Genomic DNA, 13,671 nt, shown 5'->3' on the forward strand with positions numbered 1-13,671 from the left:
TGCGTTGCATCCCCTCTGGCCTGCTGGCCATCCCCCACCAGGCTCGAGATTCATACATCTCGATACGACGCCTTGGATGCGGTCAATTGGCCACCGAGGGCAGCCGTGCCACGAATTCCGCTCCAGGCGCAGTCGTCGAGCTTGCAAGGTAAAGCTCACCGCCAAACCGTTCGATGATCTGCCGGCTGATCGCGAGGCCGAGACCCGCTCCGCCCTGGCGAGGCGTTGGACCCCGTGCGAACTTTACGAAAATGCGCTCGTGCTCGTCTGGCGGAATGCCAGGGCCGTTGTCCGCGACACGAGCTTCGTACACGCCTTTGCGCAACGAGCTCGAAACCGTCACCATCGGCCTGGGATCGGTGTTGTACTTGATCGCGTTGGAGATCAAGTTGATGAACACTTGCGCGAACCTGTCACGATCGCCGCGAATCAGGGCGCCGCGCGCCCGGCGGGCGCGCTTGAGAGTGACGCCAGCGGTGCGTGCCAGCGCTTCGCAACTCTGCATTGCCTGATCGATCGCCACCTCCGGATCGAAGGCTACCGTCTCCCAAGCAGGCCTTCCGCTCTCCATCTGGCTGACGTCGAGTATGCCGTCGAGCAGGCGCGTCAGGCGCAAGCTCTCGTGCTGGATGATGGCCAGAAAGCGGAGCTTCTCCGCCTCGTCGATGTCCCGGTTGTTGAGCAGGATGTCGCTGAACGAGCGGATCGACGCCATGGGAGTTCGGACCTCGTGGCTGACCTGGCTCAGGAATTCGTCCTTCTGCGAATCGACTTCGCGCAGTCTCTGGTTTGCTTGCGCGAGCTCGGCGGCAGTCGCCTCGACCTGCCGAGATTTGCGCTCCAGTTCGGCGGAGTAGGCGCGGATCTGCTCGGCCTCACCGGCAAGCCGCTTCAACTCCTCGACGCCGATCGTCTCGCTCGTGACCACGCGCGAGATGAGCGAACGCGCAGACGCGGCGCCGACATTGGCCGCCAGCCGCCGTTCGACCAGGGAGATGAGTTCGTCGCTGGCGATCACCGCGCGCCCCCGAGCCTCGTTCTCGAAGAGTTGCATGGCCTCGACGGGCCCGAGAAGGCGGTCGGCGATCTGGCGCAACTCGGCCACACGTGCAGTCCGACGAATGACGCGCAACTCGTTTTCGGTCTGGCGGCGGAACACGTCGATGAAGAGCGTCGATTGGAGCCGGGCAATGGGGGTGGGCTCCGACAGCATCGAGACGATGACGAAAAGCGCCGTGTTGATGCCGACGCTCCAGAAGGTGGCATGGACCAGCGGATCGAACTGGGTGAGCCCGAACAGGGCGTAGGGCTTCAGCCAGGCCCAGCCGAACGGACCGTTGTCGATGACACTCGCCGGCATCAGGGCGAAGCCCTCGAAGCTGGGCAAAAATAGCGTGTAAGCCCAGACCGCGAATCCTGCCGTCAGGCCGGCAATAGCGCCGCCATGCGTGGCGGAGCGCCAATAGAGCCCGCCGACCAGACTCGGCAGGAACTGCGCTACGCCGCAAAACGAAATCAGCCCGATCGCGGCGAGCGCGTCGGAAGTCCCACTCAGGCGGTAATAGAGGAAGCCCAGGAACACGATGAAGACGATGCTCGCCCGGCGAACTCCGAGGATGAAGCCACGGACGTTTTGCGCGCTTGCCGCCGGCAGGATCGAGCGCAGTGCCAGAGGCATCACGATGTGATTGGAGATCATCGTCGACAGCGCGATCGACGATACGATAACCATGGACGTTGCCGAGGAAAAGCCGCCGAGAAAGGCGAGCAAAGCGAGAGCGTTCTGATCTGCCGCGAGAGGCAGCGCCAGAACATAGAGGTCGGGATCGGATCCTGAAGGCAGCCTGTTGAGCCCGGCGACGGCGATCGGCAGTACGAAAAGGCAGATGAGGAGCAGATAGAGCGGGAAGAGCCACGAGGCGGTCCGGATTTGCCGTTCGCTCGAATTCTCGACGACCGTCACCTGGAACTGGCGGGGCAGGCAGATGACCGCTGCGCCCGCCAGAAAGCAGAGCGTCACCCAGCGGGCGCCAAAAGTGGGTTCGGGGTTGAGCAGGCTGACCGGCGCATTGGCGAAGATACGGGCCGGCACGCCCGATACGCCGACAACCACCCACAGCCCGATGGCGAGCAGCGCCGCCAGCTTCACGACCGCCTCGAGCGCGATGGCTGCGATAACGCCGTGATGCCGTTCGTTCACATCGATGTTTCGCACGCCGAACATGATCGAGAAGACGCAGAGTCCCGCTGCCAGCCAGAAGGCGATGGCATAATCGGGCTCGATCTCCATGCCGGCAGCAACGACCGCGCCGGCCGGGAAAGTAACCACCTGGAAGCTGGCCGTGAGGGCTTTGAGCTGCAGCGCGATATAGGGCGCGGTCGCGACGAGAGCCATCAGGGTGACGATCGCGCCGAGCGCCGGATCCTTTCCGAATCGCGCGGAGATCAGGTCGGCAATCGAGGTGGTGTGATGGACGCGTCCGACCGTGATCAGCTTGCGCAGGAAGGCCCACCAGCCGGCAAAAACGATCGTCGGCCCGAGATAGATGGTGACAAACTCCATGCCGCTGGTCGCCGCCGACCCGACCGCGCCGAAAAAGGTCCAGGACGTGCAGTAGATGGAGATGGAAAGGGTGTAGACGAGCGGCGAAGACAGCCATCCCGTCGGATCTCTTCGGGCCCGCCTGTCACCAGCGAAAGCCACGCCGAAGAGAATCATGACATAGGCCAGGCAGACGATGACGACGAGGTTGACGTGAAGCATCAGCGTCGATCAGCCAGCGACCGTGCGTCGACCTCTCCATTGGCATCGCCGTCAGGATCGACCGCATCCGGCACCCTGGCGAGATTGCGTGCCAGCAGCCATGCGCACAGGACGATCCCGGCCCAGATACCGAAAACGTAGACGACGATGAGCGGGACCCCTGCGACGAGCACCGGCGCAGCGAAAACGAGGATGAGGGGCGGCAAGAGCAGAATGGCGGCGGTGACCGGAAGCAGCGTGGCTGCGTCGCGTGCGCCCTGGGGGTCGGTCGTCCAGCGTCTCACGATGGAACGCCCGACACGAGGCGCGAAACACGCTCGACCACCTCGGCATTGGAAAAGGGTTTGGTGACGAATGCGTTCGCGCCGATCGCCTCTGCTGCCTTGCGGTCGCTTGCCTGGCCTCTGGCGGACAGAACCATGACAGGCAGGCCGGCGAGAACGGAATCGGTCCGGATTGTCTTCAGCACCTCCAGGCCATTCATCCCCGGCAGCATGATGTCGAGGACGAGTGCCGAGAAGGACTGGCGTCGCAGACGGTCCAGCGCCGCGGTCCCCTCGGCGACAGTATCCACCTCGAAGCCGGCCCGCCCGAGGATGAAGCTCAGCGACTCGACAATATTCGGCTCATCCTCGACGATGAGTATCCTTGCCTTGGCCATAGACCAGCTCCCCCCGGGCCGTTTTTCCTTCCAGCCTATACGCTTTGCACCACGCCGCCATAATCAATTCGACTTACGTGACCAGAGGCGCCTCCTGGCGGTGCCGGCAGTCGATACGCGGGCAAAGCCGGCAGATCGTGCCGATAGGAGTCATCGCCGTCGCCCGGTCGACGCCGTCGGCATAGCAAATCCTGTCCGCCTCCGCGGCGGAGCAAGCCAGCATGACCGACATGAGATGGCGGGGTAATCTGGCGGTCGGCGGATGCTTCTCGATAGCCCGGGCAAAGAACAGGAACTGATCGCCGGAAGGCAGTTCGCCGAAGCCGCGGGCGCTCACGCCGGGCGTCTGGAAGGCCGAGTGTATGACCCACAATGGACAGGCGTTGCCGTAGCGCGGCAGCGGCAGGCGCGGCAGCGGGAGCCGCTTGGTCACGTAGCCGGAAACGTCCGACCGCATGAAAGCGAAACGCACGCCTTCCGCATTGGGCCGGCGAAGCGTCGCCAGGCGATGCGCCGCCTGTTCATACGATACGCCGAACAGGCGGCACAGCGCGTCGAGATCGTAACGATGTCGTTCCGCCGCTTCGTGGAAAGCTTCGTAGGGCATCAGCACCGCGGCCGCCACATAGGCCTGCAGCGCAGCAGCGGCCAGACGTTTGGACTCTTCCGACACGAGGGCGGGATGGGTGTCGATGAGTGTCTTCACCGCGCCGGCCGCGTCCTCCCGTAGCGCTTCCTTGACCAGCGCGAAGGCCCGCGCCTCGGCCGTGGCTGGAGACGATGGGACGGGAGGCAGGCGGTTTTGATCAATGAGAAGGCGCTCGGCCGCGCTTGCAGGCCTTTCGCCGGGCAGGCGACCCGCGAGAAAGCCGGCGGCAACGGCTTCCAAGTCGGGGAAATGGTTGTCGGACGCGTGGATGAAGGCATCCACATGCTCCGCCGGCGTCGCCGAGCGGACCCGAATGCGGGTGCTGTCGAAAAATTCGAGCAAAGACTGCGCAACCGTTGAAAGCTTCTGGGAGTCCGCCGCCACGATGGAGAGAAAGCGGTGACCCTCCGCCGGGCTCAGCGCGTCCTCGGCGTCGAGGATCTCGGATGCCGCCCGGATCGAGGCGGCATGGGTCAGCATGCGATGCACGCTGTCTCCAAGGAACGGATCGCGGCTGAGGCGGTCCGCCAGCGCGATAACGGTCTCGCTCTGGTCGAGCCAAGCACGATGCAGCGACAGGATGAGGTTTGCCCAACCCGGATTCCGGCCGACCAGATCCTCGGCGGAGCCAGGAAAACCCGCCGATCCGACGATCTCCGGATCTGCGGCAATCTCCTCGAGAGTTGCCACGACCCGGCGCTCCGCCTCGCCGTCCAGGGCGGAACGATCGACCCCCAGTCCGGCCGCGATGCGGTCGACGAGCCCGCCGGCGATCGAGCGTTTGTTGAGCTCGATGAGGTTCAGATAGGACGGCGAGATGCCGGCGCGTCGGGCCAGCTCGCCCTGTGTCATGCCGGCCTGCTTGCGTCGTGTCCTTATCTTCAGCCCGGCCAGATTTTGCGCCATGCGCACCTCGCTGCAGATATCGTCTGTAAATTAATGACAGAAGATCGCCGGGTCAAATACAAATATACACAAAATATCCAAATAAAACCAAAGGATTATTGAGAAAATGACAGATCGGGGCAAGATTGCGGCAGGCGACACACGCCTGATCGCCCGGCCCGGCCGGGGCGACAGCCACGGGAGGAAATTTCTGATGAGCTTCACGAACCGGAGGACATTCCTCAAATCCGGCGCCGCGATCGGCCTGAGCCTGGCCGCGCCCATGCATTTCATCCGCGGTGCATATGCCGACAACATGTCCTGCAACATGCCCAAGGGCGACACCGTCACCTTCGGCTGGAATGTGCCGCTGACCGGCGCCTATGCCGACGAGGGCAAGGACGAGCTCAAAGCGTTCCAGCTCGCCGTCAAACACCTCAACGGCGAGGGCGACGGGGGCATGCTCAAGACGATGAAGCCGACGGCCCTCAAGGGCAACGGCATCCTCGGCAAGAAGGTCGCCTATGTGCACGGCGATTCGCAGACGAAATCCGACGCCGCCCGCGACGGCGCCAAGCGCATGATCGAGCGCGACGGCGCCATCATGATCTCTGGCGGGTCGTCTTCGGGCGTCGCCGTGGCCGTGCAGGGGCTTTGCCAGGAACTCGGCATCATCTTCATGGCCGGCCTGACCCATTCGAACGACACGACAGGCAAGGACAAGAAGCGTTATGGCTTCCGGCATTTCTTCAATGCCTATCAATCGGGCGTGGCGCTTGCGCCTGTGATCGGCGAAGCCTACGGCAAGGATCGCAGGGCCTACCACCTCACGGCCGACTATACCTGGGGCTGGACGCAAGAGGAGTCGATCAAGAACGCGACCGAGAAGCTCGGCTGGGAGACGGTGACCGCCGTCCGCACGCCCCTGGGTTCGGCCGACTATTCCCAGTACATCACGCCGGTTCTCAATTCCGGTGCCGACGTGCTGATCCTCAACCACTACGGCAAGGACATGGTCAATTCCCTGACCCAGGCGGTGCAGTTCGGCCTGCGCGACAAGCAAGTCAACGGCAAGCAGTTCGAAATCGTCGTGCCGCTGTTCTCGGAGCTGATGGCGCAAGGCGCCGGCGACGCGGTCAAGGGCATCTTCGGCACCGGCAACTGGGACTGGAAGCTGGACGACGAGTCGACCAAGGCCTTCACCAAATCCTTCGGCGCCGAATATGACAGCCCGCCTTCGCAGGCGGCGCACACCTGTTACGTCCAGGCGCTGCTCTATGCCGACGCGTGCGAGCGGGCCGGCACTTTCTATGCACCCGAGGTCATCAAGGCTCTGGAAGGCTTCGAGTTCGACGGGATGGGCAACGGCGCAACGCTCTACCGCGCCGAGGACCACCAATGCTTCAAGTCCTGCGTGGTGGTCCGCGGCAAGGAGGAGCCAAAGGACAAGTTCGACCTCATGGAAGTGGTGAAGGTCGTGCCGCGCGAGGAGCTCATGTACGACGCCGCCATGTTCGGTGGGGATCTAGGACCGTCAGATCCGAAGCAATGCTGATCTGACGCTCGTTTGCCGGCCGCCCGGTGTCCTCCGGCGGCCGGTCCATTCCGCGTGTCGATGGCGAAGCCCGGTGGATGACGATGGATGCAATTCTGCTGCAAATATTGAACGGGCTCGACAAGGGCGGCGCCTATGCGCTCATTGCGCTCGGCCTCACCCTGGTCTTCGGCACGCTCGGCGTCGTCAATTTCGCCCATGGCGCCCTTTTCATGCTGGGTGCCTTCTGCGCCGTGACCTTCAACAGGCTCCTCAACCTGGAGAGCGTCGTTGTCGATCCCACGCAAACGACAGCCTGGGGAACGCCGCTGGAAGTACGGACCCCCTATGTCGAAGCCTGGCTCGGCGACTTTGGCGCCATCCTCAACGACTATTCGGTTCCGGCGTCGATCCTGATCGCCATTCCCTTCATGCTGGCGGTCGGCGTCGCCATGGAGCGAGGGTTGATCCGTTATTTCTACAAGCGACCGCATGCCGACCAGATACTCGTCACTTTCGGCCTCGCGATCGTCATCCAGGAGATCATCAAGCACTTCTTCGGCGCCAATCCCATCCCGCAGCCCGCGCCCGAAGCGTTCGGCGGCACTGCCTATGTCGGCGAGTTGCTCGGCATGGGGCAGACGCTCGCCTATCCCTGGTGGCGCATCGTCTACCTGCTCTTCTCGCTCGCGGTCATCGGCACGGTATTCGCGTTCCTGCAACTCACCACCTACGGCATGGTGGTGCGAGCCGGCATGCATGACCGGCAGACGGTGGGTTTCCTCGGGATCAATATTCAGCGGCGCTTCACCGTCGTCTTCGGCATCGCAGCCGTCGTCGCGGGCGTGGCGGGCGTGATGTACACGCCGATCCTGCCGCCCGACTATCACATGGGAATGGAATTCCTGGTGCTCTCCTTCGTGGTCGTGGTGGTGGGAGGCATGGGCTCGCTCGGCGGTGCCGTTGCCGCGGGCTTCCTGCTCGGAATCCTGCAATCCTTCGCTTCGATGAACGAAATCAAGGCGCTCGTACCGGGCATCGACCACGTCATCATCTATCTGGTCGCGGTGATCATCCTGCTGACCATGCCCCGCGGGCTCTTGGGGCGCAAAGGCGTCATGGAGGACTGAGGAGATGTTCAGCAACGCCGCGCGCAACGACTGGCTGCTCATGGCCGGCTTCACGGCTGTCGTACTTTGCCTGCCGATCATCCTCGAGCCGATCGGTGCGGCCTATCCCGCCCTGATGCAGAAATTCTGCATCTACGGAATATTCGCGATCGGCTTCAACATTCTGTTCGGACTGACCGGCTATCTTTCCTTCGGTCATGCCGCGTTTCTGGGCGTAGGCTCCTACGCCGCGGTGTGGTCGCTCAAGCTGTTCACCATGAACGCCATCCCGGCGCTCGTCATGGCCGTCGTCTTCGCCGCCCTCTTCTCGCTGATTATCGGCTATGTCAGCCTCAGGCGCTCGGGCATCTACTTCTCGATCCTGACGCTGGCCTTCGCCCAGATGAGCTATAATCTCGTCTACTCGGTGCTGACGCCTCTGACGAATGGCGAGACGGGTCTGCAACTGTCGTTACAAGACCCACGGGTCATCGATCGCTTGTTCTTCGAGCCTGGCGCCGGACTTCCGCGAGTCGATCTGTTCGGGCTCTACATCAGCGGCGGCGGCTACGCCGGCTTCTATCTTTGCGCTGCCGTGCTGATCGCCTGCTTCTACATTTCGCTGCGCATCTTTCGTTCTCCCTTCGGCATGATGCTGCGCGCCATAAAGTCCAACCAGCCGCGCATGCGCTACACGGGCTTCGACACGCGCCCCTATCTGCTTGCCGCTTTCGTCATATCCGGAGCCTATGCCGGTCTCGCCGGCGGTCTGATGGCGGCCACCGATCCGCTGGTCGGTGCCGAGCGCATGCAGTGGACAGCCTCGGGAGAAGTGGTGCTGATGACGATACTGGGCGGCGTCGGCACGCTTGTCGGGCCGGTACTGGGTGCTGCGGTCATCAAATATTGCGAGAACATCTTCTCCGCCTTCAGCGAAGCGACGCTGCATGGCGTCTTCGGTTTCCTGCCCGACGTCATCGAGAATCCCATCGTGGCGTTCCTGTCGCTCTTCGTCGGTGACGGCTGGAATCTGACGCTGGGCGCCGTGTTCATGCTGATCGTCATCTTCCTGCCGGGCGGCATCATGGAAGGGCTCCGCCGCATCTGGTGGCGGTTCAACCGGCCACTCGCGGACACCAGAAAACCCTCGGCGGCCGAGCCGCAACCGGCGGAGTAGCATGATGTCGACAGGCAATGTCGTTCTCCACGTCGCCGACGTCCACAAGAGCTTCGGCGGGTTGCAGGCGCTTTCCGATATCGACCTCCAGGTCAAGGAAGGCACCACCCATGCCATCATCGGCCCGAACGGCGCCGGAAAGTCGACGTTGCTCAACGTCTGCATCGGGCGGCTCGCGCCGGATACCGGTGCCGTCGTCTTCGACGGCCAGGTGATCACCGGCAAGGAGCCGCACGAGATCAACCAGATGGGGGTCGTCCGGGTGTTCCAGACGCCCGAGATCTTCCCCGATCTCACCTTGCTGCAGAACGTCATGGTCCCGGCCTTCGCCAGGCATGACGGCGCGTTCAGGCTGAACGCCATGCAGACGGTAGGAAAACGCACCGAAATTCTCGCCGACGCCATGCATTGCCTGCAGGATGTCGGCCTCGCCGCGCAGAAGCATGCGGTCGCGGCCAGCCTGTCGCGCGGCGACAAGCGACGACTGGAGCTTGCCATGGGCCTTGTCCAGAAGCCGCGGCTGCTTCTGCTCGACGAGCCGACAGCCGGCATGTCGCGCCACGACACCAATTCGACCATCGACCTCCTGAAGACGTTCAAGGTGCGCGGCATGACCAAGGTCATCATCGAGCATGACATGCATGTCGTGTTCTCGCTGGCTGACCGCATAACCGTGCTCGCCCAGGGCAGGATCATCGCCGACGGCCCGCCGGACGAAGTCAGAGGCAATCCGAAGGTGCAGGAAGCCTATCTCGGAGGAGCGCATTGATGAACGCAATGACGATGCCGGACACGGGCTCCGCCACAGCACCGGCCTATTTCAGCGTGCGGGACATACACGCCTATTACGGCGAGAGCTATATCGTCCAAGGCGTAAGCTTCGACGTCGCCGAGGGAGAGGTCGTCGCGCTCCTCGGCCGCAACGGAGCGGGCAAGACCTCGACGCTGCGCACGCTGGCGCGCGCCGGCGATCCGGAGCTCAAGTCCGGTGAGATCTGGCTCAATGGGCATGCGATTCACGGGATGAAGGACTTTCAGGCCGCCCAACACGGCATCCAGCTCGTCCAGGAGGATCGCCGCATCATTCCCGGCCTGACGGTCGAGGAAAACCTCCAGCTTGCCCGGATCGCCGAACCGAAAGGCTGGCCGCTGGAGCAGATCTACGAGCACTTCCCCCGACTGGCTGAGCGGCGCAAGCAAGAAGGGGTGACGCTCTCGGGCGGCGAACAGCAAATGCTGGCCGTCGCCCGTGCGCTGGCACGTGACATCAAGCTCCTCCTGCTCGATGAACCGTACGAGGGGCTTGCGCCGGTCATCGTCAGGGAGATCGAGCGTATCGTGGGAGAGATCAAACAGCGCGGAATTACGACCATCATTGTCGAACAGAACGCCGTCGCCGCGCTTGAACTCGCTAACCGGGCACTGATCCTCGACATGGGCGAGATCGCCTTCGACGGCCCGGCCGAAGCCGTTCTCAAGAACGTCGAATTGCGGAATCAGTATCTGGCAATTTGAGCTAAAAGCATGCCTCCCGAACTGTGCAGCGGTTTCGGGAAAAGACATGCGCGAATCAAGAGCCTACAGCTCGCCGCGTGAATCCTTTTTCACGCGACGTGCCGTAGTGCCTGGACTTCAGGACATGCGGCTTCAGCACCGCGCGTCAGAAAGCCCGCCCCAGCTTCGCGTCGACCGAGTGCCGGTTGCCGCCGCGGATGGTGAAGTAGAAGAAGATGGCGGACCAGAGGATCGATTTCTCCGTCCCCATGTAGCCGTCGCCTCTCACGACGCCGTGAAACCAGACGGTGACGAGGAGCACGAACAGCGCCGCCAGCGAAGCCGGCCGCGTCAGCAGCCCGAGCGCGATCAGGATGCCTCCGAAGAACTCCGTGCAGGAGAGCATCAGCGACCAGAAGGCGCCGGGATAGAAGCCGAGCGATTCCACCATGCCGGCGGCTCCGAACGGATCGACGATCTTGCCGGCACCGTGCATGACCAGGGCGAGGCCCGCCACCACACGCAGCAAGGTCTCAGCGCCTTCATGCAGGCCTGAATAGAGGCCGCCAAGAGCCGGAATGATCAGGCGCTGCGTCGGGCCGGTGTCTCGAATGTCTGTCATGATCTGTCGCTTCCTCGTTTGCGCGCACAAACGGGACCGAAGAGATAACGGTCAAATCAATTGGTTTTGAGCCCCTGCGTTATCTGTGGAAATCGACGATCCGCCGATGGAGTGCTTTCGAGATGACAAGGCCGTCCCGTGCCGCGCGCTCGCGCGCCACCGCCTTGGCCACACCGGGGATATGGACGCCATAGTCGCCGGCGAGACGGGCTGATTGCGCCGCCATCCTTTCTTCGAATCCAGGATCGACCAGCTTCGGGTCGATGGCCAGCACGAAGAGCCCGGTGCCCGGCCCCTCGGAGCCGCGGTCGAAGGGCGGCGCATCGAGCGACCAGTTGGCGCCGGACATGCCCGCCGCCAGCACCTCGACCAGCAATGCGATGTTGGCACCGCGCGTGCCGCCGAAGGCAAGCAGCGCGCCGTTGATCGCAGCCTTTGCGTCCGTCGTCGGCCGCCCGTCGCCGTCGATCGCCCAGCCCTCGGGGATAGGCCTGCCGGCCTCGGCCGCCGCCCGAACATTGACGAAGGCGGTGGCGCTCGACGATTGGTCGATCAGCAGCGGCGGACCATCCTCGCGCGGCGCCCCGAAGGCGAGCGGGTTCGTGCAATAGACCGGCTTCGTCCCGCCCTGCGGTGCGATCATCGCCGGCCCGTTGGTGGCGGCGAGCGCAACCAGGCCTTCTCTGGCCAGGCGACCGGCGAAAAAGCCCAGCGCGCCGCAGGTGAAGGCATTCTTCTGGACGAAAAGGGCAAGGCCGAAGGAATGGGCGACGGAAACGATGTCCGCGAAGGCGCGGTCGAAACCGGTATGCGCGATCCCGCCACCGGCATCCGACAGGATGATCGCCGGGGCCGGCCTTGTCAGGATGGGTTCCGCCTTGCCCGCTATGCGGCCGGCCGCCAGTGCATCCAGATAGTCGATGAGATGCGCGAAACCGACAGAGGGCTGACCTTCCGCTTCAGCCGCGATGATCGAGAGGGCAAGCGCATGCGCGTTCTCATGCGAGGCGCCCAGCGCCATTGCCGCTTCCCGGCAGAGGACCAGAGCATCGTCCAGCGAAAGCGAGAGATCGTCGTTCATCATCGTTCCTCGTCTCAACCCAGCCGCGCCGGGATCCGAGCCTCGAGCCTGCGGAACAGGAATACGAGAATGCCTGTTATCACGAGATAGACCAGCGCCAAGAGAAGCAGGGGTTCGTAGGTGATGAAGGTATCCTGGCGCACGCGGGAGGCGACCGCATAGATGTCGACGACCGTGATGGTCGCAACCAGCGGGGTCGCCTTGAGTTGCAGCACCGTCTCTCCGGCAAGCGTCGGCAACGCGCGATGCAGGGCCTGGGGGAACCAGATCCGACGGAAAACCTTCCAGCGGCTCATGCCATAGGCCCTCGCCGTTTCGAGCTGGGCGCGCGGAACCCCGGCAAAGGCGCCGCGCATCACCTCGCCTTCATAGCCCGCATAAGAAAGGGTCAGCGACAGGACCGCGTAAGGCCATGCCTGTCTCAGATAAGGCCAGAGCTCGGATTGCCGGATCCAGGGGAACTGCGGGAACAGCGATCCAAGACCGTAATAGAGCAGCCACAGCTGCAGGAGCAGCGGCGTGCCGCGAATGACGGTACAGAAGGCACGGGCCGGCGCGGCAAGCCAGACCGGCCCTGCCGCCTGGGCGAAGCCGAGCGGTATGGCCAACGCAAACCCCAGGACCGAGGTGACGACGAGCAGCCAGATCGTGCGCCAGATGCCGATGAGGGCGAGGTCGTAATATTGGGGCAGCCAATCCCAGCGCATATAAAGCGCGGCCGCGATCACGGCGGCACCGGCAATGACGATCAATACGATGCGATGGGGCTGCAGCCAGAGTGAAGCGCGCGCCAGCGCCATTTTGAGCTCGGCTCGCTTCATGCGGCCTCGCCGACGCTGGGCATGCCGCGCCGCGCCCATTTTTCGATACGACCGATGATGAGGTTCGAAAAGAGCGTGAGAGCGAGGTAAAGCAGGCCCGCCGCCACGAAGAAGGTGAAATAGGCCTTGGTTGCCCCCGCTGCCTGGCGTGTCTCGAGCGTGAGTTCGTTGAACCCGACCACGGCCAGGAGAGCGGTGTCCTTGGTGGCGATCAGCCAGAGATTGGCGAGCCCCGGTATGGCGTAGGGCAGCATGGCGGGAAAGGTGATGCGTCGCAGCAGCAGGCCGGGCGGCATGCCGAAGGCGCGCGCCGCCTCGATCTGCCCCTGCGGCACGGCGAGGATCGCGCCCCGCAGTACCTCCGTCGAATAAGCGCCCTGGACGAAGCCGAGCACCACGATGCCCGCCACCAGCCCGTTGATGTCGATGGATGCGTAGCCGAGAGCTTCCAGGACGCGATTGATGAGATCGGTTCCGGCGAAATAGAGCAGCAGGATCAGCACGAGCTCGGGCACGGCACGCACGACCGTCGTGTACACCTCGAGCAGGTCCCGAAGCACGGGCCCGCCGTAAAGCTTGCCGAAGGCGCCGGCCGTACCGATGGCGAGCCCCAGGCCGAAGGCGCCGGCGGCGATCTGGACGGAGTTCCACAGCCCGCGAAGCAGGTTGCCGCCCCAGCCGGGAGGATTCGGGGCCAGAAGCTCCAGGATCCCCATTTGCGATAGCGGGAAAAAGACAGCGTCGACCAGGGCCTCTCTCTGCTGTTCTTTAGGCCGAGGCGGCCTGCAGCGATGCGACCCCCCGATGCCTAGAATGATACAACCGGCCAGTTTGATTGATCGTTGGCGCCGGCCCCTCACTGTCCTGCCGGACA

Annotated in this window: 13 protein-coding genes; 5 read left to right on the forward strand and 8 right to left on the reverse strand. The window is 63.7% G+C overall.

The features are described from left to right. Positions 1-82: 82 nt before the first annotated feature. The 4 genes from ACCO56_RS29230 to ACCO56_RS29245 all read right to left on the reverse strand — a co-directional run bounded on the left by ACCO56_RS29230 (position 83) and on the right by ACCO56_RS29245 (position 4,980). Positions 83-2,764: an ATP-binding protein gene (locus ACCO56_RS29230; RefSeq protein ID WP_433644461.1), complete on the reverse strand. Its 2,682-nt coding sequence runs from the start codon at positions 2,762-2,764 to the stop codon at positions 83-85. Continuing rightward, a complete protein-coding gene (locus tag ACCO56_RS29235; RefSeq protein WP_433644462.1) occupies positions 2,764-3,048 on the reverse strand; it encodes a hypothetical protein in 285 nt (94 codons plus the stop codon). The genes ACCO56_RS29230 and ACCO56_RS29235 overlap by 1 nt, the downstream gene beginning before the upstream one ends. Then, positions 3,045-3,425 (reverse strand): response regulator transcription factor, encoded by a 381-nt coding sequence (locus tag ACCO56_RS29240; protein WP_433644463.1) that lies wholly within the window; start codon positions 3,423-3,425, stop codon positions 3,045-3,047. The genes ACCO56_RS29235 and ACCO56_RS29240 overlap by 4 nt, the downstream gene beginning before the upstream one ends. 73 nt (positions 3,426-3,498) lie before the next feature. Next, complete coding sequence (locus ACCO56_RS29245) at positions 3,499-4,980, reverse strand: short-chain fatty acyl-CoA regulator family protein (RefSeq protein WP_433644464.1); 1,482 nt, start codon at positions 4,978-4,980, stop codon at positions 3,499-3,501. 193 nt (positions 4,981-5,173) lie between these two features. On the opposite strand from ACCO56_RS29245, the gene ACCO56_RS29250 reads away from it, so the two are divergent. The 5 genes from ACCO56_RS29250 to ACCO56_RS29270 all read left to right on the forward strand — a co-directional run bounded on the left by ACCO56_RS29250 (position 5,174) and on the right by ACCO56_RS29270 (position 10,294). Beyond that, positions 5,174-6,514 (forward strand): substrate-binding protein, encoded by a 1,341-nt coding sequence (locus tag ACCO56_RS29250; protein WP_433644465.1) that lies wholly within the window; start codon positions 5,174-5,176, stop codon positions 6,512-6,514. 83 nt (positions 6,515-6,597) lie between these two features. Next, positions 6,598-7,623, forward strand: coding sequence for a branched-chain amino acid ABC transporter permease (locus ACCO56_RS29255; RefSeq protein WP_433644466.1), 1,026 nt, complete (start codon positions 6,598-6,600; stop codon positions 7,621-7,623). Between the two features lie 4 nt (positions 7,624-7,627). Continuing rightward, entirely contained in the window at positions 7,628-8,779 is a 1,152-nt protein-coding gene (locus tag ACCO56_RS29260) for a branched-chain amino acid ABC transporter permease (RefSeq protein ID WP_433644467.1), read from the forward strand. A gap of 1 nt (position 8,780) precedes the next feature. After that, positions 8,781-9,548 carry an ABC transporter ATP-binding protein gene (locus ACCO56_RS29265; protein ID WP_433644468.1) on the forward strand — a complete coding sequence of 256 codons (768 nt, stop codon included), beginning with the start codon at positions 8,781-8,783 and terminating at the stop codon, positions 9,546-9,548. Next, on the forward strand, positions 9,548-10,294 hold the full coding sequence (locus ACCO56_RS29270; protein WP_433644469.1) for an ABC transporter ATP-binding protein: 747 nt from the start codon (positions 9,548-9,550) through the stop codon (positions 10,292-10,294). The genes ACCO56_RS29265 and ACCO56_RS29270 overlap by 1 nt, the downstream gene beginning before the upstream one ends. A 145-nt stretch (positions 10,295-10,439) precedes the next feature. Here ACCO56_RS29270 and ACCO56_RS29275 read toward each other — a convergent pair whose 3' ends face one another. The 4 genes from ACCO56_RS29275 to ACCO56_RS29290 all read right to left on the reverse strand — a co-directional run bounded on the left by ACCO56_RS29275 (position 10,440) and on the right by ACCO56_RS29290 (position 13,513). Then, the gene (locus tag ACCO56_RS29275; RefSeq protein ID WP_433644470.1) at positions 10,440-10,895 is read right to left on the reverse strand and encodes a DoxX family protein; all 456 of its coding nucleotides are present in this window, start codon (positions 10,893-10,895) and stop codon (positions 10,440-10,442) included. Between the two features lie 79 nt (positions 10,896-10,974). After that, the gene (locus tag ACCO56_RS29280) at positions 10,975-11,976 is read right to left on the reverse strand and encodes an Ldh family oxidoreductase (protein ID WP_433644477.1); all 1,002 of its coding nucleotides are present in this window, start codon (positions 11,974-11,976) and stop codon (positions 10,975-10,977) included. Between the two features lie 14 nt (positions 11,977-11,990). Then, complete coding sequence (locus ACCO56_RS29285; RefSeq protein WP_433644471.1) at positions 11,991-12,797, reverse strand: ABC transporter permease; 807 nt, start codon at positions 12,795-12,797, stop codon at positions 11,991-11,993. After that, the gene (locus ACCO56_RS29290) at positions 12,794-13,513 is read right to left on the reverse strand and encodes an ABC transporter permease (protein ID WP_433644472.1); all 720 of its coding nucleotides are present in this window, start codon (positions 13,511-13,513) and stop codon (positions 12,794-12,796) included. The genes ACCO56_RS29285 and ACCO56_RS29290 overlap by 4 nt, the downstream gene beginning before the upstream one ends. Positions 13,514-13,671 lie beyond the last annotated feature (158 nt).

The organism is Mesorhizobium sp. 1B3 (assembly GCF_050958605.1).
In the GTDB taxonomy this organism is placed as follows: domain Bacteria; phylum Pseudomonadota; class Alphaproteobacteria; order Rhizobiales; family Rhizobiaceae.